Consider the following 22326-nt stretch of genomic DNA (forward strand, 5'->3'; position numbering starts at 1 on the left):
CTGCCCAGGGCAGCTCCCTGGGCGGGCAGGTCGCGGGCACCCAGCCGGCGTGGGTGGTCGCCGGGTGGGTCCTTGTGGTCGCTGCGCTGGCAATCCCGGTGGGGCCGCAGCTCTGGCAGGGCCCGCTGGTGGTGCTGGTCGCACTGGCGTGCAGCGCCGCGCTGGTGGCGCACTGTGTACGCAGGTTCGGCGGTATCACCGGCGACGTGCTGGGTGCCGCTGTGGAGGTGACGACGACGGTTGCCGCCGTCGGATTGGCGATCGGCTCCTAGCTAGGAGAGGGTGGCCATCCACCCGTGGGTGTCGGCGAAGGTGCCCCGCTGGATACCGGTCAGCGTGTCGCGCAGCGCCATGGTGATCTCGCCGGGCTCACCGTCGGCGATCGCGAACTCGCCTTCGGTGTGCTTGACGTGCGACACCGGGGTGATGACGGCCGCGGTACCGCACGCGAACACCTCGGTGATCTCACCGGCGGCGGCCTTCTTCTGCCACTCGTCGACGTCGATCTTGCGTTCCTCGACCGCGAAGCCCGCGTCGGTTGCCAACTGCAGCAACGAGTCCCGGGTGATACCGGGCAACAGCGAACCGGACAGCTCCGGGGTGACCAGCCGGGCGGTGCCGCCACTGCCGAACACGAAGAACAGGTTCATGCCGCCCATCTCTTCGACGTAGCGGCGTTCGGTGGCGTCCAGCCACACCACCTGGTCACAACCCTGCTCGGCGGCTTCGGCCTGCGCCAGCAGGGAGGCGGCGTAGTTCCCGCCGAACTTCGCCGCACCGGTGCCGCCGGGGCTGGCACGCACGTACTCGGTGGACAACCACACGCTGACCGGCTTGATACCCCGCGGGAAGTAGGCACCCGCAGGGGAGCCGATCACCAGGTAGCGGTATTCGTTGGCCGGCCGGACCCCCAGCCCGGGCTCGGTGGCGAAGATGAACGGCCGTAGATACAGCGACTCCTCCCCGCCGGCGGGCGGCACCCAAGCTGCGTCGACGGCGATCAACTGCCGCAGCGACTCGATGAACAGCTCCTCCGGCAGCTCCGGGATGGCCAGCCGGCGCGCCGACCTACGCAACCGGGCGGCGTTGGCTTCGGGCCGGAAGGAGACGATGGACCCATCGGCCCAGCGGTAGGCCTTCAGCCCCTCGAAGACCTCCTGCGCGTAGTGCAGCACGATCGCCGACGGGTCCAGCGAGATGGGTCCGTACGGGAGCACCTGCGGGTCGTGCCACCCCCGGTCGGCGCTGTAGGCGACCGACACCATGTGATCGGTGTGGAACTTCCCGAAACCCGGGTTGGCCAGGATCTCGGCACGTACCTCGTCGCTCGCCGGATTCGCGATGCGATCGACGGTGAACTCGAGGCCTTCAGTCATGAAAGCGATTGTATAACCGGGGGCCAGCGGTTTTAGCGGGTCCGGGTGTCGACGAACGGCGGCTTGACCACTTCGCATTCGATCATGCGTCCGCGCACGTCGACGGCGACCCGTTGGCCGTCGTCGATACCGGCCGAGGTGTCGATCAGGGCGAGCGCGATGCCGACTTTCAGTGTCGGAGAAAAGGTTCCCGATGTGGTGACGCCGATGGGCGTGTCCCCGTCGAGCACTGTGAGGTCCTCGCGCAGCACGCCGCGCCCGAGGGCCCGCAGGCCGCGAAGCGTGCGTCGCGGGCCGGCTTCCTTCTCCGCGAGCAGCGCGTCGCGGCCCCAGAACGCATCTTTTTTCCATCCGACGGCCCAGCCGCAGCGCGCCTGCAGCGGTGAGATGTCCAGCGACAACTCGTGGCCGTGCAGCGGGTAGCCCATCTCGGTGCGCAGTGTGTCGCGCGCCCCGAGGCCGGCGGGCTGGCCTCCGGCGGTGGTGACGGCCTCGACCAACGCGTCGAACACCACTGCCGCCTGATCCCACAGCGGCAGCAGCTCGTAGCCGTGCTCACCGGTGTAACCGGTGCGGCACACCCGGACGTCCACGCCGCCGAACACCGCGTCGGCGTAGCCCATGTAGTCCATGTCGGTGGGCAGACCCAAGCCGCCGACGACATCAGCCGACTTGGGTCCCTGTACCGCCAGCACGGCGCGCGAGCGGTGCTCGTCGGTGATCGTCAGACCGTCCGGGGCCCGCTCGAGCAGCGCGGCGACGACGGCTGCGGTGTTGGCGGCGTTGGGAACCAGGAAGATCTCGTCGTCGGAGACGTAGTAGGCGATCAGGTCGTCGATCACGCCCCCCGAGTCGGTGCAGCACAGGGTGTACTGGGCCTTGCCCGGACCGATGCGGCGCAGGTCGTTGGTGAACGCGAAGTTGACGAACTCGGCTGCGCCCGGGCCCTTCACCAGGGCTTTCCCGAGGTGACTGACGTCGAACAAGCCCACCGCGGCGCGAGTGGCCGTGTGCTCGGCGACCGTGCCGGCGTATGACACCGGCATCAGCCAGCCGCCGAACTCGGCAAAGTTCGCGCCGAGCTCGCGATGACGGTTCTCCAGAGGGCCGGCCAGCAGGTTGTCACTCACGCCGAACCACACTAGTAGCCCAGTGGATAGGGTGAACCCCCGTGAGCACTCCAGCCGGTTACCAGCCCCCTTCCGTCGCCGTGGCGACCGCCCTGCCAAAGCGCAGAGTCGATTCGTCGGTCCTGATCGTGCCGGTCGTCGCCGCCGGTTCCAACGACGACGCGAAGGCTCGGGTCGTCACCAGCGCGTACCTCGACGCCGAGGCCGTCGGCGAGATCGAGGTGGCACTCGAGGCGCTGGGTGCCAAAGGCAGCTCCGAGCAGGTCACCAGGGTGGTGGCGCCGTCGCTGCCGGTGAGCAGTGTGCTGGCCGTGGGGTTGGGCAAGGACCGGGAAAGCTGGTCGGGTGAGACGATCCGCCGGGCTGCCGGGATGGCGGCGCGCTCACTGACCGGTGTGGAGACCGTCTTCACCACGCTGTCGGACCTGGACCTCGAGGCGGCGGTCGAAGGTCTGATCCTGGGTGCCTACCGGTTCACCGAGTTCCGGAGCGCGAAGTCCGCTCCGAAAGACCAGGGGGTGCGCAAGATCACCGCGCTGGCACCGGACACGAAGTCGGCGACCAAGGAGACAGCCGCCCGGGCGGAGGCGATCGCGACCGCTGTCGCGACCGCGCGGGATTTCGTGAACACCCCGCCCAGCCACCTTTTTCCTGCCGAATTCGCTAAGCGGGCAAAGGCTTTGGGTGAGGCGTCCGGCCTGGAGGTCGAGGTGCTCGACGAGAAGACCCTCGCCAAGGACGGCTACGGCGGGGTCGTCGGGGTCGGCAAGGGCTCGTCGCGGCCACCTCGGCTGGTGCGGCTCACGCACAAGGGCGGGAAGGGTAAGAAGCCGAAGACGGTCGCGCTGGTCGGCAAGGGCATCACCTTCGACACCGGCGGCATCTCGATCAAGCCGGCCGCCAACATGCACCACATGACCTCCGACATGGGCGGCGCGGCGGCCGTCATCGCGACCGTGGTGCTGGCGGCGCGGCAGCAGCTGCCCATCGACGTGATCGCCACCGTGCCGATGGCCGAGAACATGCCCTCGGCCACTGCGCAGCGCCCCGGCGACGTGCTGACCCAGTACGGCGGCATCACCGTCGAGGTGCTCAACACCGACGCCGAGGGCCGGCTGGTGCTGGCGGACGCGATCGTGCGGGCGTGTGAGGACGGACCGGACTATCTCATCGAGACCTCGACGCTGACGGGCGCACAGACCGTGGCGTTGGGCGCTCGCACCCCGGGGGTGATGGGTAGCGAGGAGTTCCGCGACCGCGTCGCCGAGATCTCCCAGGGGGTCGGCGAGAACGGCTGGGCGATGCCGCTTCCCGAGGAACTCAAAGACGACCTGAAGTCGACGGTCGCCGACCTGGCCAACGTCAGTGGCTCGCGCTACGCCGGCATGTTGGTGGCCGGCACCTACCTGCGGGAGTTCGTCGCCGACGGGGTCCAATGGGCGCACATCGACATCGCAGCCCCCGCATACAACTCCAGCGGCCCGTGGGGCTACACGCCCAAGGGCGGCACCGGGGTGCCGACACGGACGATATTCGCGGTCCTCGAGGACATCTGCGAGAACGGCTGATGGTGGTCACCAGTCCAGTGACGGGGGCCGGTTGGCGAGCTTCTGAACGACCCACTGGTTGAGCGATACACGCTGTTCGGCTGCCTCTACCGCCAACCGGGCGTGCAGTTCCCGAGACGTGCGGACCAGGAACGTCCCGCTGAAGTCGTGATCTGTCAACGGCGTTGGTGGCTCACCACCGAACATGTCGCCCATCGCTGCGAGGTGTTCGGCGGCCTCCCTCTCTGCGCGGGCGATGGCTTCGGGCGCGGTGGGAGCCGACCCGGACACGCCCCGCAACTCCAGACAGCGGGCGACGTAGCCCTCGATTCTGGCCGACCACTCCACGCGGTAGGTGTAGCGGATTGCGTCGGCCGGCCCCGGTGATGCCATCGGAAAACGCTAACCCGACACGGGGACGATCCACGTCACTGATCTCGGGCTCACGGCGTAGGTGTCCCGTCTTCAATTTCGATACCGCATGCGATATCGGATTTGGCGAAGGGCGCATCTCCCCATCCGCTGACCTCTACAGGACGTTTCCGCCGCGGGCTCCACTGCGCATCGCCTGCGGTGCCGCATGGGCGACGCCGTAGAGGACGTACGCTTCCGGCGTAACCGGCCGGATCGCCTTGTTCGTCTTCACCGCGGCGACGATGGCCTTGGCGACCTTCTCCGGTCCGTACCGACGTACCCCGAACCCCTTCCGCGCCCGTCCGCGGACCTTCTCGGCGTCGTGGCTGCGCGCCTCGGGCAGCGAGAATCGGGTGGCTTCGACGATGTTCGTGCCGATGACCCCCGGACAGATCGTGGTCAGCCCGATGCCGGCCGCATCCAGTTCGGCACGCAGACAGTCGGAGAACATGTACACCGCCGCCTTGGAGGTGCAGTAGGCGTTCATCACGTTGACCGGGGTGTAGGAGGCCATCGACGCGACGTTGACGATGTGGCCTCCGGTCCCGCGCTCGACGAGGCGTTTGGCGAACGACCTGCAGCCGTTGACCACACCGCCGAAGTTGATGTCGAGCACTCGATCGAACTCCTCGGCCGGGGTGTCGAGGAAGAACCCGGCGTGTCCGACGCCTGCGTTGTTGACCACGATGTCGGGGACGCCGTGTTCGGCGCACACCCGTTCGGCGAACGCCTCGACCGCCGCCGCGTCGGCGACGTCGAGCGGGTAGCTGTGTGCGTCCGCCCCGGTGGCGGCGACCAGTCGGGCGGTCTCGTCGAGCGCGGCCCGGTCGACGTCGCTGATCACCACGTCGGCGCCGTCGCGGGCGAACGCCAGGGCGGTCTCCCGGCCGATGCCGCTGCCCGCGCCGGTGACCGAGACCAGCATGTCGCCGAATGGCCCACGGGGGCGGCCGACCTGTGCCCGCAACAGTTCCCGCGCGGCCGGGGCGCCTTCGAGATGGTCGACGAGCTGGGTGACCGAGCGCGCCAGTACCTGCGGATGGGAGGTGGGTGACCCGTGCCCGGCCCTGAAGTCGCGCCGCCACAATCGCGGCGCCCAGACTGCGATGTCGTCGTAGAAGTGCGGCCGCAGGTAGGGGTCGAGAGCGTTCACGATCAGCTGCACCGGAACCCCGACGCCGAGGTCGTGGGGATCGGTCCGGGCTCCGGTGACGGTGTCCACGAAATTGGCGCGGTACATCTTCACCGGCACGGACCGGGGCAGCGCCGCCGCCAGCCTGCCGGTTTGACGCAGCCCCCGCAGGAACTGCCGCGGACGATACGGCCGGCTGAGCGTGTCCACGATGTAGCGGTGCACGTGACGGTGGCTCGGCCCCGAGACGGAGGTCAGCGACGCGACCCGTTCGGCGGCTCCGGGTCGGGTGAGGAGGAACTCCCAGACGCCCGTCGAGCCCCAGTCGTGGGCCAGCACGTGCACGGCGCGGCCCGGGGACACGTCGTCGACGACGACGGCGAAGTCGTCGGCGAAACGTTGCATCCGGTACGCCGAAGTCCGTTTGGGGGCAGTGGAATCGCCCGCGCCGCGGTTGTCGTAGCGGATGATCCGGAACCTGTCTTCGAGCAGGGCCACCACCGGATCCCAGAGGCGATGCGTGTCGGGGTACCCGTGAACCAGCACCAGGGTCGGCCCATCGGCACTGCCCTCTTCGTGGACCGCGATACGCACACCATCGCTGGTCTCGACAAACCGCCGCGTCATGACACCTCCGCGTGCGGACACTACTAGCGGCCTTCGAGCTCCTCGCGCTGGGCGCGCTTGCGCTGAATCCGCCGGCGCGCGTCGTAGTCGCGCATCCGCTGCGGGTAGCCGACCTTCTGGACGTCGTACACCGGGATCTTCAACCGGTCGGACAGCCGCCGCGCTCCGGCGTCTCCCCCGGCCTTGCGGCGTGTCCATTCGCCGTCGGCGGCCACCAGCACCACGGTCACCTCGGTGACTGTCGTCTTCGGTTCGACGAAAGCCTCCACGCCGATGTGCTCGGCGACCCATTGCTGCAGGTAACGAAGGTCCGCTGCCGGATCGCTTGCCGCGGCGCGACCTGCGCCACGCCGACGGCGAAGCTTGTTGAAGAGTCCCACCTGGGGTTGCTCCTTTCCCGGCTTCCGGGTGCTCGCTGGATTTCGTGCCTCATTTCGATAGTGCCAGAGCGGCGAGTAACCCCGTCCGCGGCGAAACGTGACAGCGGACGTGACAGGATGGGAAGCGACACTTCAACACCTGCGACTGACCGTGCAAGGGAGCCACGACATATGGCCATCTCCGTTCAGATGCCCGCACTCGGCGAGAGCGTTACCGAGGGGACAGTCACCCGCTGGCTCAAGCAAGAGGGCGACACTGTCGAGACGGATGAGCCATTGCTGGAGGTGTCGACCGACAAGGTCGACACCGAGATCCCGTCCCCTGCCGCAGGTGTGTTGAAGAAGATCGTCGCCCAGGAGGACGACACCGTCGAGGTCGGCGGAGAGCTGGCGGTCATCGGCGATGCCGACGACGACGGTGACAGCGGTGACAGCGGTGACGACGAGGCGGAGCCCGAAGCCGAGTCCGAGCCGGAGCCCGAGCCCGAGGACGAGCCGGAACCGGAGTCGAAGCCCGCCGCCAAGTCGTCGGGCAAGTCGGGTTCGGGCGGGTCCGCGACGCCGGTGCTGATGCCCGAGTTGGGCGAGTCGGTCACCGAGGGAACGGTGACCCGCTGGCTGAAGAACGTCGGCGACAGCGTCGAGGTGGATGAGCCGCTGGTCGAGGTGTCCACCGACAAGGTGGACACCGAGATCCCGTCACCGGTGGCCGGCACGCTGGTCTCGATCACCGCCGAGGAGGACGACACCGTCGAGGTCGGTGGCGAGCTCGCCAAGATCGGCGACGCTGATTCCTCCGCCGCCGACGAACCGGAACCCGAGCCCGAGCCCGAACCAGAGCCGGAACCCGAACCGGAACCCGAGCCAGAGCCGGAACCGGAGCCCGCCAAGGAGTCCAAGCCGGAGCCGAAACCCGAACCCAGACCCGAACCGAAACCGGAGCCGAAGCCTGAATCCAAGCCAGCGGCGGAAGAGTCGGGCAGCGACAGCGGACCCTACGTCACCCCGTTGGTGCGCAAGCTGGCCAACGAGAACAACGTCGACCTGACGTCGGTCAAGGGCACCGGTGTGGGCGGCCGTATCCGCAAGCAGGATGTGCTCGCCGCAGCCGAGGAAAAGAAGGCAGCCAAGAGCGCTCCGGCCGAGGACAAGGCCGCACCCGCCGCCGAAGCGCCCGCGAAGTCGTCGTCGCAGGCTCCTGCGCCCGAGGCCGCACTGGCCCACCTTCGCGGAACCACGCAGAAGGCCAACCGGATCCGTCAGATCACCGCGAAGAAGACCCGTGAGTCGCTGCAGGCGACAGCGCAGCTGACCCAGACCCACGAGGTCGACATGACGAAGATCGTGTCCCTGCGGTCGAAGGCGAAGGCGAAGTTCGCCGAGCGTGAAGGCGTCAACCTCACCTACCTGCCGTTCATCGCCAGGGCGGTCATCGACGCGCTGAAGATCCACCCGAACGTCAACGCCAGCTACAACGAGGACGCCAAGGAGATCACCTACTACGACGCCGAGCATCTCGGCTTCGCGGTCGACACCGATCAGGGTCTGCTCTCGCCGGTGATCAAGAACGCCGGTGACCTGTCACTGGGTGGGCTTGCCCGGGCGATCGCCGACATCGCGGCGCGGGCCCGTTCCGGTGACCTCAAGCCCGACGAGCTGTCCGGCGGCACGTTCACCATCACCAACATCGGCAGCCAGGGCGCCCTGTTCGACACCCCGATCCTGGTTCCGCCGCAGGCGGCGATGCTCGGCACCGGGGCCATCGTCAAGCGGCCACGGGTGATCGTCGACGAGTTCGGTAACGAGTCGATCGGTGTGCGCTCGGTGTGTTACCTGCCGCTCACCTACGACCACCGGCTGATCGACGGCGCGGACGCCGGACGCTTCGTCACCACGATCAAACGTCGTCTCGAAGAGGGTGCGTTCGAGGCAGATCTGGGCCTGTAGCTGCAGTGTCGATGCCATCAGATTCGGTCATCGCCGTCGCGGGATCCTCCGGTCTGATCGGTACCGCGCTGGTCTACGCGCTGCGCGCCACCGATCACCGGGTGCTGCGCATCGTTCGGCGCACCCCGGCCACCGCCGACGAGCTGTACTGGAACCCGGCCACGGGCGAGTTCGATCCCGGCCTGCTCGGCGGCGTCGACGCCGTGGTCAATCTGTGCGGCGTCAACGTCGGTGAGAAGCGCTGGTCGGGGGCGTTCAAGCAGAGCCTGCGGGACAGCCGGATCGGACCGACCGAAGTGTTGTCCAACGCTGTGGTCGACGCCGGGGTGCCGCTGCTGATCAACGCGAGCGCCGTCGGCTACTACGGCGACACCGGCAACCACTCGGTGGACGAGTCCGCCGGTCCGGGGAGCAATTTCCTGGCCAGGCTCACGGTGGACTGGGAGGCAGCGACCGCACCGGCCGCAGGCGCGGGCGTGCGGGTGGTGCTCACCCGCACCGGCCTGGTGATGGCTCCGTCGGGGGGCATGCTGAGCCGCCTCAAGCCGCTGTTCCTGCTCGGTCTCGGCGCCCGGTTGGGTAACGGTCGCCAGTACCTGCCGTGGATCAGCCTCGAGGACCAGGTGCGTGCCCTGCTGTTCGCGATCACCCACGACGAACTGTCCGGACCGGTCAACTTCACCGGGCCCGCGCCGGTCACCAACGCCGAGTTCACCACGGCGCTCGGGCGGACCGTGAACCGGCCGACCCCGTTGATGGTTCCCGGGTTCGCGTTGCGCACGGTGTTGGGCGAGTTCGCCGACGAGGGCCTGTTGGGTGGCCAGCGCGCAATCCCCGCGGCACTGGAGCGCGCCGGTTTCCGGTTCCGCCACAACACCATCGGCGAGGCCCTGGCATTCGCGACCGCGCCCAAAGGCCATTGAGGAGTACCGTCGACCTGATGGTGGCATCGATTCGCTCGGACACCTCGCCGGTGCAGGTGCAGCGCCTGGGCACCCTCGACTACCGGTCTGCCTGGGACCGGCAGCGTGAGCTGGCCGACGCCCGCGCCGCCGGCGGCCCCGACACCCTGCTGCTGCTGCAACATCCCCCGGTGTACACCGCGGGCCGGCGCACACTCGCCCATGAGTTGCCGGTGGACGGCACGCCGGTCGTCGAGACCGACCGCGGCGGCAAGATCACCTGGCACGGCCCTGGACAACTCGTCGGGTACCCGATCATCGGCCTGGCCGAGCCGTTGGATGTGGTCAACTTTGTTCGGCGGCTTGAAGATTCGTTGATCGCGGTGTGCGCCGACCTGGGCCTGCGGACCGGCCGGATCGAGGGCCGGTCCGGCGTCTGGGTCCCCGCCGGTGACGCCCGTCCGGCGCGCAAGGTGGCGGCGATCGGGATCAGGGTGGCCCGGGCGACAACGCTGCACGGCTTCGCCCTGAACTGCGATTGTGACCTCAGCGCCTTCGGCGCCATCGTGCCGTGCGGCATCGCCGATGCCGGGGTCACGTCGCTGACCGCCGAACTGGGCCGCACGGTCAGGGTCGACGACGTGATGGACCGGGTGGCCGACGCGGTGTGTGACGTGCTCGACGGGCACCTGGACACCGGCCGCATCAGCGCCGACGCAGTACCATCGACACAGTGACTGTCGATCCCGGAAACCGCAAGCTGCTCAGGCTCGAGGTGCGCAACGCGCAGACGCCGATCGAGCGCAAGCCGTCGTGGATCAAGACCAGGGCCAAGATGGGCCCGGAGTACACCGAGTTGAAGGCGTTGGTGCGCCGCGAAGGCCTGCACACGGTGTGCGAGGAGGCGGGCTGCCCCAACATCTACGAGTGCTGGGAAAACCGTGAGGCCACCTTCCTCATCGGCGGCGAGCAGTGCACCCGGCGCTGCGACTTCTGCCAGATCGACACCGGAAAGCCGGCGGAACTCGACCGCGACGAGCCGCGCCGGGTGGCCGAGAGTGTCCAGGCGATGGGCCTGCGCTACTCGACGATCACAGGGGTGGCCCGAGATGATCAGCCCGACGGCGGCGCCTGGCTGTACGCCGAGACGGTCCGCCAGATAAAGGCGCTGAACCCGAACACCGGCGTGGAACTGCTGATCCCCGACTTCAACGCCGAGCCCGACCTGCTGGAGCAGGTCTTCGCCTCCCGCCCGGAGGTCTTGGCGCACAACGTGGAAACGGTGCCGCGCATCTTCAAGCGGATCCGGCCCGGGTTCCGGTACGAACGCAGCCTGTCGGTGATCACCAGCGCCCGCGATTACGGGTTGGTGACCAAGAGCAACCTGATCCTCGGCATGGGAGAGACGCCCGACGAGGTCCGCGCGGCACTGCGTGATCTGCACGAGGCGGGCTGCGACATCGTCACCATCACGCAGTACCTGCGGCCGTCGGCACGCCACCACCCCGTCGAGCGGTGGGTGCATCCCGACGAGTTCGTCGAGCACGAGCAGTACGCGGCCGGCCTGGGCTTCCCCGGCGTGCTGGCCGGACCGCTGGTGCGCTCGTCGTACCGGGCCGGCAAGCTCTACGCGCAGACCGTCGCATCCCGTCCCGCCGGAGCGGCCGCGGCGGCGGCATCGGACTCCGTATCCTGAACGAATGGCGAAATCGCGTAACCCGGCGGAAGTGAAGGCGGCGAAGGCTGAGGCCAAGGCCGCCCGCAAGGCCGCTTCCAAGCAACGCCGCAGTCAGCTGTGGCAGGCCTTCCAGATCCAGCGCAAAGAGGACAAGCGGCTGCTGCCGTACATGATCGGCGTGTTCGTGCTGATCGTGGGTGCCTCGGTGGCTGCGGGGGTCTACGCCGGCGGGTTCACGATGTACATGATGATCCCGCTCGGCGTGCTGCTGGGCGGGCTGGTGGCCTTCATCATCTTCGGCCGCCGCGCCCAGAAATCGGTGTACCGCAAGGCCGAAGGGCAGACCGGTGCGGCCGCGTGGGCGCTGGAGAACCTGCGCGGCAAGTGGCGCGTCACCCCCGGGGTGTCGGCCACCGGCCACTTCGACGCCGTGCACCGGGTGATCGGCCGTCCGGGTGTGATCTTTGTCGGCGAGGGTTCCCCCTCGCGCGTGAAGCCGCTTCTGGCGCAGGAGAAGAAGCGCACCGCCCGGTTGGTGGGCGACGTCCCGATCTACGACATCGTGATCGGGAACGGCGACGGTGAGGTGCCGCTGTCCAAGTTGGAACGGCACCTCGGCAAGCTCCCGGCCAATATCACGGTCAAGCAGATGGACTCTCTGGAGTCCCGCCTCGCCGCGCTGGGCACCAAGGTCGGGCCTGCGGCGATGCCGAAGGGCCCACTGCCCGCCGGCGCCAAGATGCGCGGCGTGCAGCGCACCGTCCGGCGGAAGTGACCCCGTCCGGCGGTCGTTGACCGCAGCTACCGGGGGGCCAGATGTGTACTGCGTGCGAATGGGCGCCGCACTTCGCTGCTTTCGGTGCGGGCAGCCGTAGACACCTGACGCGAAGAAACCTGTTACGGGCCGCCGCCATCACGACGACCATGGCGGCTTCCGCCGCCTGTGCGGCCCAGTCCGGTCCGGGTGCGCAGCAGACCGCCGCGCCTCCGCCCGACGCTGATTTCGTGTTCCGCAACGGAGCCGTCTACACGGTCGCCGGGCCAGCCCCCTGGGCCGAGGCCGTCGCGGTGACGGGCAACACCATCAGCTACGTCGGCGAGGAAGCCGGTGCGATGGCGCTCGCCGGGCCCGGAACCAGGGTCGTCGACCTCGACGGTCGGCTGCTTCTACCGGGGTTCGTCGAGGGCCACATCCATCCATTCCTCGGCGCCTTCCTCACCTCCGGTGTCGACCTCCAGGTGCCGACGGGTGCCGATGCGCTCGCCGCCATCGCGGGCTACGCGAAAACCAACCCGGTGCGCGGCTTCGGCTGGCGGGTGGACATGTTCGGCCCCCAAGGCCCCACCCGCGCCGACCTGGACCGGGTGCTGCCCGACCGGCCCGGGTTCTTCTTCGCCATCGACGGGCACAGCCTGTGGGCCAACAGCAGAGCCCTCGAGATCGCCGGGGTCAACCGGGACACCGAGGACCCCATCCCCGGCTTCAGCTACTACGTCCGGGACTCCAGTGGCGACCCCACCGGCTACGTGCTCGAGGTGGACGCTGTGCTCGGCATCGTCGACGCCGTCGAGCCGATCTCGGCTCAGACCATGGAAACGCTGCTGGAGTCATGGTTGCCGAAGGCGTCGGCCGCCGGCATCACCTCGCTCTTCGACGCCGGCGTGCCACCCATCGGAGACGATCAGGGGAAACTGATCAGCCTGTACGCCGACGTCGAGGCCCGGGACATGCTGCCCTTTCGAGTCGTCGCCTCGTACAGCGTGAAGTCGCCACCGGTCGATGACGTGGTGGCCAGGCTGACCGACATCCGCGAGCAGATCTCCACCGACCTGGTGCAGGTGGGCGTCGTCAAGATAATCGGCGACGGCACCCAGGAGGGTTACACCGCGTGGCTGCTCGAGCCCTACGCGGACAAGCCGGAGTCCACGGGTGGATCACCGTTCACCGAACAGCAGTGGCAGCAACTGATCCGCGAGGTCGACGCTGCAGGATTCGACGTCCACGTCCATGCGTGCGGAGAACGCACGGCGCGCACCGCGCTGGATTCCATCGAGCAAGCGGTCGGGGTGAACCCACCGCGCGACCGCCGCCACACCGTGGCTCACCTGGTCTACGTGGAGGATCCGGACAGTCGGCGGTTCGGCGAGCTGGGCGTCACCGCCCAGTTCTCCGCAAACTGGATGTCCGCCGACCCCGACACCCTAAAGAACCTGGCGGCGCGTTACGGGCAGCCCCGCCAGGACCTGTTCTACCGAACACAGGACGTGCTGAAGTCCGGAGGGCGGATCTCGCTGGGCACTGACTGGCCGGCGGCCGGGTACTACTCGACATACCGGCCGCTCGACTCCATCCAGATAGGCGTGACCCGCCAGCTCATCGGTCAGCCCGAGGCCGCGGTGCTGTCCCCGGCTGATCAGCGACTCTCCGTCGAGGAGGCGGTACACGCCAACACGCTCGGCGCCGCCTACCAGATCCGGCTCGACGCGCAGGTGGGCTCAGTGGAGGTCGGCAAGCTCGCCGACCTGATCGTGCTCGACAAGAACATCTTCGACGTCGACCCCCACGACATCCACAGCGCGACGGTGACGTTGACGATGATGAACGGGAAGATCGTCCACGAGCAATGAACCGGCTACCGGCGCACGACGGCGGTCTTGGTCGCGAGGTCGTGCAGGCCGCGCAGGTCGGAGTCGGTGAACAGCGCCGGGATGACGAGTGTGATCAGCAGTCCCCGCGCCAGCGCGCGTCCAGAACCCACGTGCGCACGGTTGTCGATGGCCGCCACCCGCAGGCCCAGCGCCAACTGGCCGGGAGTGAAGCCGAACAGCCGCACCGAGACGATGCCCATCACCAGCCAGACGACCAGGACCGCGGTCGACAGCAGCGCCGGGCTCACCAGGTCCAACGCGATGGCCAGGCCCGCCAGCCCGTAGGACACCAGCCAGTCGACGCACAGCGCGGCGATACGCCGGCCGAATCGGGCGATCGACCCGGGTCCGGTCTGCGGGAGGCCGAGCCGTTCGCCCGGATAGGTACTGGTGCCGGCGTCCGGATGACCGGATCGAGAGGGGTCCGGTCCTGAGAGCCAGGACCCTAATGCGCCGGCCATCCCGCCAGGATATGCGCGTGCCGGGGATGCGCTACCGCGGGCTTCGGGATGGGCGCTGGATCGTCATGCGTAACGTCCACGCAACATATGGTTGACCACGGTGCAACATCGTGTCCATAGCGTCAACGCGGGCCTACCAGAAATAAGGAGACCAATCAGTGGCTGAAAAGACCGCCGACGACATCATCAAGCAGATCAAGGACGAGAAGGTCGAGTACGTCGACATTCGATTCTGCGATCTGCCCGGCGTCGTCCAGCACTTCTCGATCCCGGCTTCGGCGTTCGACGAGAGCGTGTTCGAGGACGGCCTCGCATTCGACGGTTCGTCGGTGCGTGGGTTCCAGTCCATCCACGAATCGGACATGATGTTGCTGCCCGACCCGGCAACCGCACAGATCGATCCGTTCCGCGCCGCCAAGACGCTCAACCTCAACTTCTTCGTGCACGACCCGTTCACCCGGGAGGCGTACTCGCGCGATCCGCGCAACGTCGCCCGCAAGGCGGAGAACTACCTGGCCAGCACCGGGATCGCAGACACCTGCTTCTTCGGCGCCGAGGCCGAGTTCTACATCTTCGACTCGGTGAGCTTCGACTCGAAGATCAACGGCACCTTCTACGAGGTCGACTCCGAGTCGGGCTGGTGGAACACCGGTGAGCCGTTCGAGTCCGACGGCAGCCCCAACCTCGGCTACAAGGTCCGTCCGAAGGGCGGCTACTTCCCCGTCGCGCCGTACGACCACTACGTGGACCTCCGCGACGAGATGGCCACCAACCTGCAGAACGCCGGCTTCGTGCTGGAACGTGGCCACCACGAGGTCGGCACCGCGGGCCAGGCCGAGATCAACTACAAGTTCAACACGCTGCTGCACGCGGCCGACGATGTGCTGCTGTTCAAATACATCATCAAGAACACCGCGTGGAAGAACGGCAAGACCGTCACGTTCATGCCGAAGCCGCTGTTCGGCGACAACGGTTCGGGCATGCACGCCCACCAGTCGCTGTGGAAGGACGGCAAGCCGCTGTTCCACGACGAGTCGGGCTACGCCGGCCTGTCGGATATGGCCCGGCACTACATCGGCGGCATCCTGCACCACGCGCCGTCGCTGCTGGCGTTCACCAACCCGACGGTGAACTCCTACAAGCGCCTGGTGCCGGGCTACGAGGCCCCGATCAACCTGGTGTACAGCCAACGCAACCGCTCGGCGTGTGTGCGTATCCCGATCACGGGCAACAACCCGAAGGCCAAGCGTCTCGAGTTCCGTTGCCCCGACAGCTCGGGCAACCCGTACCTGGCGTTCGCGGCGATGTTGATGGCAGGTATCGACGGCATCAAGAAGAAGATCGAGCCGCTGGCTCCGGTCGACAAGGACCTCTACGAGCTGCCTCCCGAGGAGGCTGCGAACATCCCGCAGGCGCCGACATCGCTGGCGGCGGTGATCGACAAGCTCGAAGAGGATCACGAGTACCTCACCGAGGGCGGAGTGTTCACCACCGACCTGATCGAGACGTGGATCTCCTACAAGCGGGAGAACGAGATCATGCCGATCCAGATCCGTCCTCATCCGTACGAGTTCTCGCTCTACTACGACGTATAAGTCGGCACCGCCGACGCGACGTATAAGTCGGCACGCCGACGCGACGTATAAGTCGGTTCAACTAACCGGGTGGCTGCTCCTCAGGGGGCCGCCACCCGGTTTTTTTGTTATCACCTTGTTCGCGTGCAGATCATTCGGACCCCGGTCCGTGACGGTATTCTGCCCCCATGGCTCAGAATCTGGATGCCCGGTTGTCCCGCTTCTCGTCCCCGATGTTGAGCATCTTCCGCATCATGTTCGGGCTGCTGTTCACGCTGCACGGGACCATGAAGCTGTTCGGCTTCCCGCTCGGGGAGGCCGCTCCCGTGGCCACCTGGCCGTACTGGTGGGCGGGGCTGATCGAACTGGTCACCGGCCTGCTCATCACCGTGGGTTTCTTCACGCGGATCGCGGCGCTGATCGCGGCCGGCCAGATGGCGGTGGCCTACTTCTGGCAGCACTGGGGCATCCTCGGCGGAGAGCTCGGAAGTTTCTGGCCGTTCAGCAACGGCGGCAATGGCGGCGAGACGGCGATCCTGTTCTGCTTCGGGTTCCTGCTCCTGGCGACGACCGGAGCCGGCGCATGGTCGGTGGACGGGCAGCGGCGCGGGACGGTAGCCACGGCTCGCTGACGTCCCTAATCCCCCAGCCCCAGATCCTTCCGGAACCGCCGCATCCCGTCGATCTTGTCGGCCACAGACGCGTCCGGCCCGCTGTAGAACATCCACGGCATCGTGATGATGCCGGTGATCCCGCCGGCCTCAGCGGCGGAGTAATGCTCCGGGGTGAAAGCGTCGGTCAACGGCGTGATGACCTCGAAACCCTCCATGGAGAGCCCCTTTTCGGCGCGCAGCTGCCGCAGTACCGAGATCCGCTCCAGCGCCTTCTCGGTGGTGATCAGGTCACCGATCCACCCGTCGTGGCGTGCGGCACGGCGCAGCGCGATGTCCGAAAGCCCGCCGACGTAAACCGAATCGGGGGCGGTGTCGGCTCCATCTCCATCCGCGGCGCGGTGTAGAACTCACCGCTGAACTCGGTCCACCCCGGCGCCCACAGCGCCTTCATCAACTCCAGCATCTCGTCGGTGCGCTTGCCGCGCCGGTCGAACTGCTGCCCCAGCAACTCGAACTCCTCGCGGCACCACCCGACACCGATGCCCAGTTCCAGTCGCCCGGAAGCCAGCACCGCTGCCGTGCCGATCGACTTGGCCGCAGAATACGGATCGCGCATCGCCGGCAGGTACACCGTCGTCACGAACCGCAGTCGGGTGGTGGCCAGCGCGATTGCGCCGATCATCACCCACGGGTCGGGCCAGTCGGTGAACGCCTCCCAGCGCCTGGCGCCGTCCTTGGTGTACGGGTACGGCGTCTGCAGGGTTTCGAGGTCGATCACATGGTCGGGAATCGCCATCCCGTGGTATCCGAGATCATCTGCCGTCGTGGCGATCTCGACGGCCTCCCGGGTGTCTAGGAACGCCGTACTGACATAGAACCTCATCCGGCGTCACGCGCCCAGGCGGGCATGATGAACACACCGTCGGCTTCCACGGTGACACCTTCGGAGTCCTTGAGGTATCCCCTCGCGTAGGTCTTGAATCCCTCCGACCGTTCGACGAAAGCCTCGGCACGCACCGGCCCCAGATGTGTGCCGCGAAGGTATTTCACGCTGATCGTGCCGGTGAACTTCGGCAGGCTGAGGCCTTCGCTGGCCACCTCTCCGAGGATGTGGTCGAGCAGCAGCGCGCAGATGCCGCCGTGCACCCATCCGGGCGGTCCCTCGTAGGCGCGCCCCAACGTGAACTCACTCCAACAGCTGCCATCGGGCTCGTGCTGGATGATCATCGGCGGGGCGATGGCGTTGCGAAGCCCGACAGCGGGATTGGCCCAGGCGACCGGTTTGCCGGTGTCGGCGTGCCGCAGCGTCGAGGTCACGCTCCGCTGTTCACGTTCCAGCAACTCGGTGGCGGCCTCCAGGTGTCGCAGGGCCTCCTGCACCGTGGCGTCCTCGACAGCGGTGTGGATCCCCACATCGATGAGCCTGCGCAGCGCATCGGTGAGCGGGTCATAGCTCGCGCGCTGCCGGTCGTAGTCCTCGGAACTGATCACGTCGTACGCGAACTCCACGCCTACCCTCCAAATATTCTGAGTACGACCGCTTTTGCCCTTCGGGTGATCCTCAGGTAGTTGTCGAGGAACTCACCGCCGTCACCGTCGCGCCAGCCGGCAGCCACCGCCACCGCGTTGAGCAGGCGGCCCGGCCCGGGCAGTTGATCGGTCGGCTTGCCGCGCACCAGCACCAGCGCATTGCGCGCCCGCGTCGCCGTCAGCCAGGCATCACGCAGCAGTTCAATGTCACCCTCGGCGATCAGCTCGGCGGCGCCGATGGCGTCGAGCGTGTCCAACGTCGATGTGGTGTGCAGCGCGGGCATCTTGTGCGCGTGGCGCAGTTGCAGCAGCTGCACGGTCCACTCGATGTCGGTGAGCCCGCCACGGCCCAGCTTGGTGTGGGTGTTCGGATCGGCGCCGCGGGGCAACCTCTCGGCATCCACCCGGGCCTTGATGCGCCGGATCTCCTGCACGGTCTCCGTGGACACCCCGCCTGCCGGATACCGCGTCTTGTCGGCCATCAGCAGAAAGCGCTCACCGAGTTCGAGGTCGCCCGCGACGCGATGTGCCCGCAGCAGCGCCTGGACCTCCCACGGCTGCGCCCACTGCTCGTAGTATGCCGCATATGACGCCAGCGTGCGCACCAGCGGACCTGAGCGGCCCTCCGGGCGCAGGTTGGCGTCGACGTCCAGCGGTGGGTCCGCACCCGGTGTGCCCAGTCGTGACCGGACCTGCTCGGCGACGGTCTGCGACCATTTCACCGCCGCAGACTCCTCGACGCCCGCGTCGGGTTCGCAGACGAACAGCACGTCGGCGTCCGAGCCATATCCGAGTTCCCCGCCACCGAGACGGCCCATCCCGATGACGGCGATGCGCGCCGGCGGACCGGCGTCGGGGGTGTTGGCGCGGATCACCGCGTCCAGCGCGGCTTGCAGCACCGCCACCCACATCGAGGTCAGCTGCTTGCACACCGCGGTCACGTCGAGCATCCCGAGCAGGTCGGCCGACGCGATCCTGGCCAGCTCCCTGCGGCGCAGCGACCGGGCCGCGGCGATGGCCCGCAACGGGTCGCTGTGCCGGGCCGCCGACGCGACCAGCGACCGGGCCACGCCCTCGGTGTCGACGTCACACAGCTTGGGACCGTTGGGTCCGTCGGCGTAGAGCTGGAGCACCTCGGGAGCGTGCATCAGCAGGTCCGGCACATACGCCGAGGTGCCCAGGACGTGCATCAACCGCTTGGCCACCGCGCCCTCGTCGCGCAGCGTCGCCAGGAACCACCGCTGGTCGGCGAGCTCGTCACTGAGCCTGCGGTAGGCCAGCAGGCCGGCATCCGGGTCGGGGGTGTCGGACAGCCAGTCCAGCAGTGTCGGCAGCAGCACCTGCTGCACACGGCCGCGGCGGGCGGTGCCGCCCGTCAGCGCGGCCAGGTGGGTCAGCGCGCTCTGCGGCCCCTCGTAGCCGAGGGCGGCGAGCTGGCGCTCGGCCGACTGGGTGCTCATTCCGTCCGAAAGCCCCAGTGTGGCCTGGGCGACCGACTCCAGAAGGGGTTGGTAGAACAACTTGGCGTGCAGTCGCGACACCCGGCGGCTCTGCCGTTTGAGTTCCTCGCGCAGCACGCCCAGCGCGTCGTGGCGGCCGTCGGGGCGCATGTGCGCCGCCCGGGCGAGCCAGCGCATCGCCTCCTCGTCGTCGGCCTCGGGCAGCATGTGGGTGCGTTTGAGGCGCTGCAGCTGCAGCCGGTGTTCGAGCAGCCGGAGGAACTCGTAGGACGCCGTCAGATTGGCGGCGTCGTCGCGGCCGATGTACCCACCGGTGCCCAGCGCCGCCAGGGCGTTGACCGTCGAGGCGACGTGCAGCTCGTCGTCGTTGCGGCCGTGCACCAGCTGCAGGAGCTGGACGGCGAACTCGACGTCGCGCAGCCCTCCGCTGCCGAGCTTGAGTTCCCGGGTCCGGACATCCGCCGGGACCAACTCCTCGACACGCCGGCGCATCGCCTGCACCTCCGGGACGAAGTCTTCCCGCTCGCAGGCCGTCCACACCATCGGCATCAGCGCCTCGATGTAGCGCGCGCCCAGCCCGATGTCCCCGGCAGCCGGTCGCGCCTTCATCAGCGCCTGGAACTCCCAGGTCTTGGCCCAACGCTCGTAATAGGCGATGTGGGAATCCAGGGTCCGCACCAGCTGCCCCCGCTTGCCCTCCGGCCGCAGCGCGGCGTCCACCTCGAAGAACGCGTCGGCAGCCAGCCTCATCATCTCGCCGGCGATCCTGGTCGCGGTGCCCAGGCTGGTATGCGAACCGTCGTCGGCGACGAAGATGACGTCGACGTCGCTGACGTAGTTCAGTTCGCGCGCACCGCACTTGCCCATCGCGATGACGCTCAGCGCGGGCACCGGCCCGTCGCCGCACACCGACCGCGACACCACGTTCAGCGCCGCGCCCAAAGCCGCGTCGGCGAGGTCGGACAGATGTTCGCCGACGACCGTGAATGGCAGCACCGGTTCGTTCTCCACCGTGGAGGCGACGTCCAGCGCGGCCAGCACCATCACCCGGTTGCGGTACAGGGTGCGCAGCGGTGGCACGGCGGCCGCAGCGCCCGTTGCCTTTTCGGCCTCCTCGGTGAACATCTCGGCCAGCTCCCGGACCGACGGCAGGGCGATGTTGCCCGCCAGCAGGTGCCAGGAGTCGGGGTTGGCGATCAGGTGGTCACCGAGGGCCAGTGACGACCCGAGCACCGCTAACAACCGGCCGCGCAGGCTGCGGTCCTTGAGCAGCGCGCCGTCGAGTTCGTGCCAATCGTCACCCAGCGCCTCGGACAGCCGGACCACCGCTCGCAGCGCGGTATCGGCGTCGGGAGCGCGCGACAGCGACCACAGCAGTTCCACATGGGCGTCGGTGTTCCACCCGAGGCCGTTCAGATCGGCTTGCGCCTGCGGTTCGACCAGCCCCAGCCGACCGACGCCGGGCAGCTTGGGACGCTGCGTCGCGGGTTTGGCCACAAACAGAATCTAGTCCAGCCGGACACGCCTACAGAGACAGGTAGGTCTTCAGCTCGAACGGCGTGACGTGGCTGCGGTAGTTCTCCCACTCGGTGTGCTTGTTGCGCAGGAAGAAGTCGAAGACGTGTTCCCCGAGCGCCTCGGCGACCAGCTCCGATCCCTCCATCTCGCCCAGCGCGACACCGAGGCTGCCGGGCAGCTCCTTGTAGCCCATCGCGCGGCGTTCCTCCGGCGTCAGGCTCCACACGTCGTCCTCGGCCTGCGGGCCGAGCACATAGCCCTTCTCGATGCCACGCAGTCCCGCCGCCAGCAGCACCGCGAACGTCAGGTACGGGTTGCAGGCCGAGTCGGGGCTGCGCACCTCCACCCGCCGCGACGACGACTTGTGCGGCGTGTACATCGGCACCCGCACCAGCGCCGAGCGGTTGGCCGCACCCCAGGACGCCGCCGTCGGGGCCTCACCGCCGTGCACCAGCCGCTTGTAGGAATTCACCCACTGGTTGGTGACGGCGCTGATCTCGGTGGCGTGCTCCAGAATGCCTGCGATGAAGGACTTTCCGACATCGGAGAGCTGCTGCGGGTCGTCAGCGCTGTGGAAGGCGTTGTTGTCACCCTCGAACAGGCTCATATGGGTGTGCATCGCCGAGCCGGGATGTTCGGAGAACGGCTTGGGCATGAACGACGCGCGCACCCCCTCACCGAGGGCGACCTCCTTGACGACGTAGCGGAACGTCATCACGTTGTCGGCCATGGAGAGGGCGTCGGCGTAGCGCAGGTCGATCTCCTGCTGACCCGGTGCGCCCTCGTGGTGGCTGAACTCCACCGAGATGCCCATCTGCTCGAGGGCGTCGATGGCGTGGCGTCGGAAGTTCGGTGCCGAGTCGTGCACGGCCTGGTCGAAGTAGCCACCGTTGTCGGCAGGGACGGGCTCACTCCCGTCATAGGGGCCCGGTTTGAGCAGGAAGAACTCGATCTCGGGGTGGACGTAGCAGGAAAATCCCAGATCGCTGGCCTTCGACAGCTGGCGGCGCAGCACGTGACGTGAGTCGGCCCACGACGGCGAGCCGTCGGGCATCGTGATGTCGCAGAACATCCTCGCCGAGTGGTGGTCACCGCCGCTGGTGGTCCACGGCAGCACCTGGAACGTCGACGGGTCCGGGCGCGCGACCATGTCGGCTTCGGACACCCGCGCGAATCCCTCGATCGAGGATCCGTCGAAGCCGATGCCCTCTTCGAACGCGCCCTCCAGTTCGGCGGGCGCGATGGCCACCGACTTGAGGTAACCGAGGACATCGGTGAACCACAGCCGGACGAAGCGGATATCGCGTTCTTCCAGCGTGCGAAGCACGAATTCCTTCTGCCGATCCATGCCCGAAGCGTAGGTTCCGGCTGTTAATTCTGTGTTACG

Annotated in this window: 19 protein-coding genes and 1 pseudogene; 10 read left to right on the forward strand and 10 right to left on the reverse strand. The window is 68.0% G+C overall.

What is annotated here, in order from left to right:
• Window positions 1-272, forward strand: a 272-nt coding sequence (locus WA944_RS20595) for an adenosylcobinamide-GDP ribazoletransferase (RefSeq protein WP_526647294.1), incomplete at its 5' end; no start/stop codon positions are given.
• Here the strand turns inward: WA944_RS20595 and WA944_RS20600 are convergent.
• A complete protein-coding gene (locus WA944_RS20600; protein WP_526374129.1) occupies window positions 273-1376 on the reverse strand; it encodes a branched-chain amino acid aminotransferase in 1104 nt (367 codons plus the stop codon). It lies immediately after the preceding gene.
• 32 nt (window positions 1377-1408) lie between these two features.
• Complete coding sequence (gene gcvT, locus WA944_RS20605) at window positions 1409-2518, reverse strand: glycine cleavage system aminomethyltransferase GcvT (protein ID WP_526647295.1); 1110 nt, start codon at window positions 2516-2518, stop codon at window positions 1409-1411.
• A gap of 29 nt (window positions 2519-2547) precedes the next feature.
• On the opposite strand from gcvT, the gene WA944_RS20610 reads away from it, so the two are divergent.
• Window positions 2548-4074 (forward strand): leucyl aminopeptidase, encoded by a 1527-nt coding sequence (locus WA944_RS20610; protein WP_526374131.1) that lies wholly within the window; start codon window positions 2548-2550, stop codon window positions 4072-4074.
• Between the two features lie 6 nt (window positions 4075-4080).
• Here WA944_RS20610 and WA944_RS20615 read toward each other — a convergent pair whose 3' ends face one another.
• The 3 genes from WA944_RS20615 to WA944_RS20625 all read right to left on the reverse strand — a co-directional run bounded on the left by WA944_RS20615 (window position 4081) and on the right by WA944_RS20625 (window position 6606).
• A complete protein-coding gene (locus WA944_RS20615; protein WP_526374132.1) occupies window positions 4081-4446 on the reverse strand; it encodes a type II toxin-antitoxin system HicB family antitoxin in 366 nt (121 codons plus the stop codon).
• Window positions 4447-4582: 136 nt separating this feature from the next.
• Complete coding sequence (locus WA944_RS20620) at window positions 4583-6226, reverse strand: SDR family oxidoreductase (protein ID WP_526609815.1); 1644 nt, start codon at window positions 6224-6226, stop codon at window positions 4583-4585.
• Window positions 6227-6249: 23 nt separating this feature from the next.
• Window positions 6250-6606 carry an oxidoreductase gene (locus WA944_RS20625; RefSeq protein ID WP_526373185.1) on the reverse strand — a complete coding sequence of 119 codons (357 nt, stop codon included), beginning with the start codon at window positions 6604-6606 and terminating at the stop codon, window positions 6250-6252.
• 171 nt (window positions 6607-6777) lie between these two features.
• On the opposite strand from WA944_RS20625, the gene sucB reads away from it, so the two are divergent.
• The 6 genes from sucB to WA944_RS20655 are packed head-to-tail and all read left to right on the forward strand — an operon-like array spanning window position 6778 to window position 13761.
• Window positions 6778-8553, forward strand: a complete 1776-nt coding sequence (gene sucB / locus WA944_RS20630) for a 2-oxoglutarate dehydrogenase, E2 component, dihydrolipoamide succinyltransferase (RefSeq protein WP_526609817.1) — start codon at window positions 6778-6780, stop codon at window positions 8551-8553.
• 11 nt (window positions 8554-8564) lie between these two features.
• On the forward strand, window positions 8565-9476 hold the full coding sequence (locus tag WA944_RS20635) for a TIGR01777 family oxidoreductase (RefSeq protein ID WP_526373182.1): 912 nt from the start codon (window positions 8565-8567) through the stop codon (window positions 9474-9476).
• A gap of 17 nt (window positions 9477-9493) precedes the next feature.
• On the forward strand, window positions 9494-10192 hold the full coding sequence (gene lipB / locus WA944_RS20640) for a lipoyl(octanoyl) transferase LipB (protein ID WP_526609818.1): 699 nt from the start codon (window positions 9494-9496) through the stop codon (window positions 10190-10192).
• A complete protein-coding gene (gene lipA, locus WA944_RS20645) occupies window positions 10189-11151 on the forward strand; it encodes a lipoyl synthase (protein WP_526373180.1) in 963 nt (320 codons plus the stop codon). Before lipB ends, lipA begins: the two co-directional genes overlap by 4 nt.
• Window positions 11152-11155: 4 nt before the next feature.
• Window positions 11156-11908: a DUF4191 family protein gene (locus tag WA944_RS20650; RefSeq protein WP_526373178.1), complete on the forward strand. Its 753-nt coding sequence runs from the start codon at window positions 11156-11158 to the stop codon at window positions 11906-11908.
• 41 nt (window positions 11909-11949) lie between these two features.
• On the forward strand, window positions 11950-13761 hold the full coding sequence (locus WA944_RS20655; protein WP_526647296.1) for an amidohydrolase: 1812 nt from the start codon (window positions 11950-11952) through the stop codon (window positions 13759-13761).
• A gap of 5 nt (window positions 13762-13766) precedes the next feature.
• Here the strand turns inward: WA944_RS20655 and WA944_RS20660 are convergent, their stop codons facing one another.
• Window positions 13767-14243, reverse strand: coding sequence for an RDD family protein (locus WA944_RS20660; protein ID WP_526373175.1), 477 nt, complete (start codon window positions 14241-14243; stop codon window positions 13767-13769).
• Between the two features lie 158 nt (window positions 14244-14401).
• On the opposite strand from WA944_RS20660, the gene glnA (WA944_RS20665) reads away from it, so the two are divergent.
• Both glnA (WA944_RS20665) and WA944_RS20670 read left to right on the forward strand, forming a co-directional pair.
• The gene (gene glnA, locus WA944_RS20665) at window positions 14402-15838 is read left to right on the forward strand and encodes a type I glutamate--ammonia ligase (protein WP_163891925.1); all 1437 of its coding nucleotides are present in this window, start codon (window positions 14402-14404) and stop codon (window positions 15836-15838) included.
• A gap of 167 nt (window positions 15839-16005) precedes the next feature.
• Window positions 16006-16449: a DoxX family protein gene (locus WA944_RS20670; RefSeq protein WP_526373173.1), complete on the forward strand. Its 444-nt coding sequence runs from the start codon at window positions 16006-16008 to the stop codon at window positions 16447-16449.
• 5 nt (window positions 16450-16454) lie between these two features.
• Here the strand turns inward: WA944_RS20670 and WA944_RS20675 are convergent.
• From WA944_RS20675 to glnA (WA944_RS20690), 4 genes and pseudogenes are all read right to left on the reverse strand, one after another.
• Window positions 16455-17314, reverse strand: a pseudogene (locus tag WA944_RS20675) (TIGR03619 family F420-dependent LLM class oxidoreductase).
• Window positions 17311-17940: a PaaI family thioesterase gene (locus WA944_RS20680; protein WP_526370379.1), complete on the reverse strand. Its 630-nt coding sequence runs from the start codon at window positions 17938-17940 to the stop codon at window positions 17311-17313. Before WA944_RS20680 ends, WA944_RS20675 begins: the two are co-directional and overlap by 4 nt.
• 2 nt (window positions 17941-17942) lie before the next feature.
• Window positions 17943-20924 (reverse strand): bifunctional [glutamine synthetase] adenylyltransferase/[glutamine synthetase]-adenylyl-L-tyrosine phosphorylase, encoded by a 2982-nt coding sequence (locus WA944_RS20685; RefSeq protein WP_526647297.1) that lies wholly within the window; start codon window positions 20922-20924, stop codon window positions 17943-17945.
• A 22-nt stretch (window positions 20925-20946) separates the two neighbouring features.
• Window positions 20947-22287: a type I glutamate--ammonia ligase gene (gene glnA / locus WA944_RS20690; protein WP_159233133.1), complete on the reverse strand. Its 1341-nt coding sequence runs from the start codon at window positions 22285-22287 to the stop codon at window positions 20947-20949.
• Window positions 22288-22326 lie beyond the last annotated feature (39 nt).

It is taken from the genome of Mycobacterium sp., assembly GCF_049683355.1.
Classification (GTDB): domain Bacteria; phylum Actinomycetota; class Actinomycetes; order Mycobacteriales; family Mycobacteriaceae; genus Mycobacterium.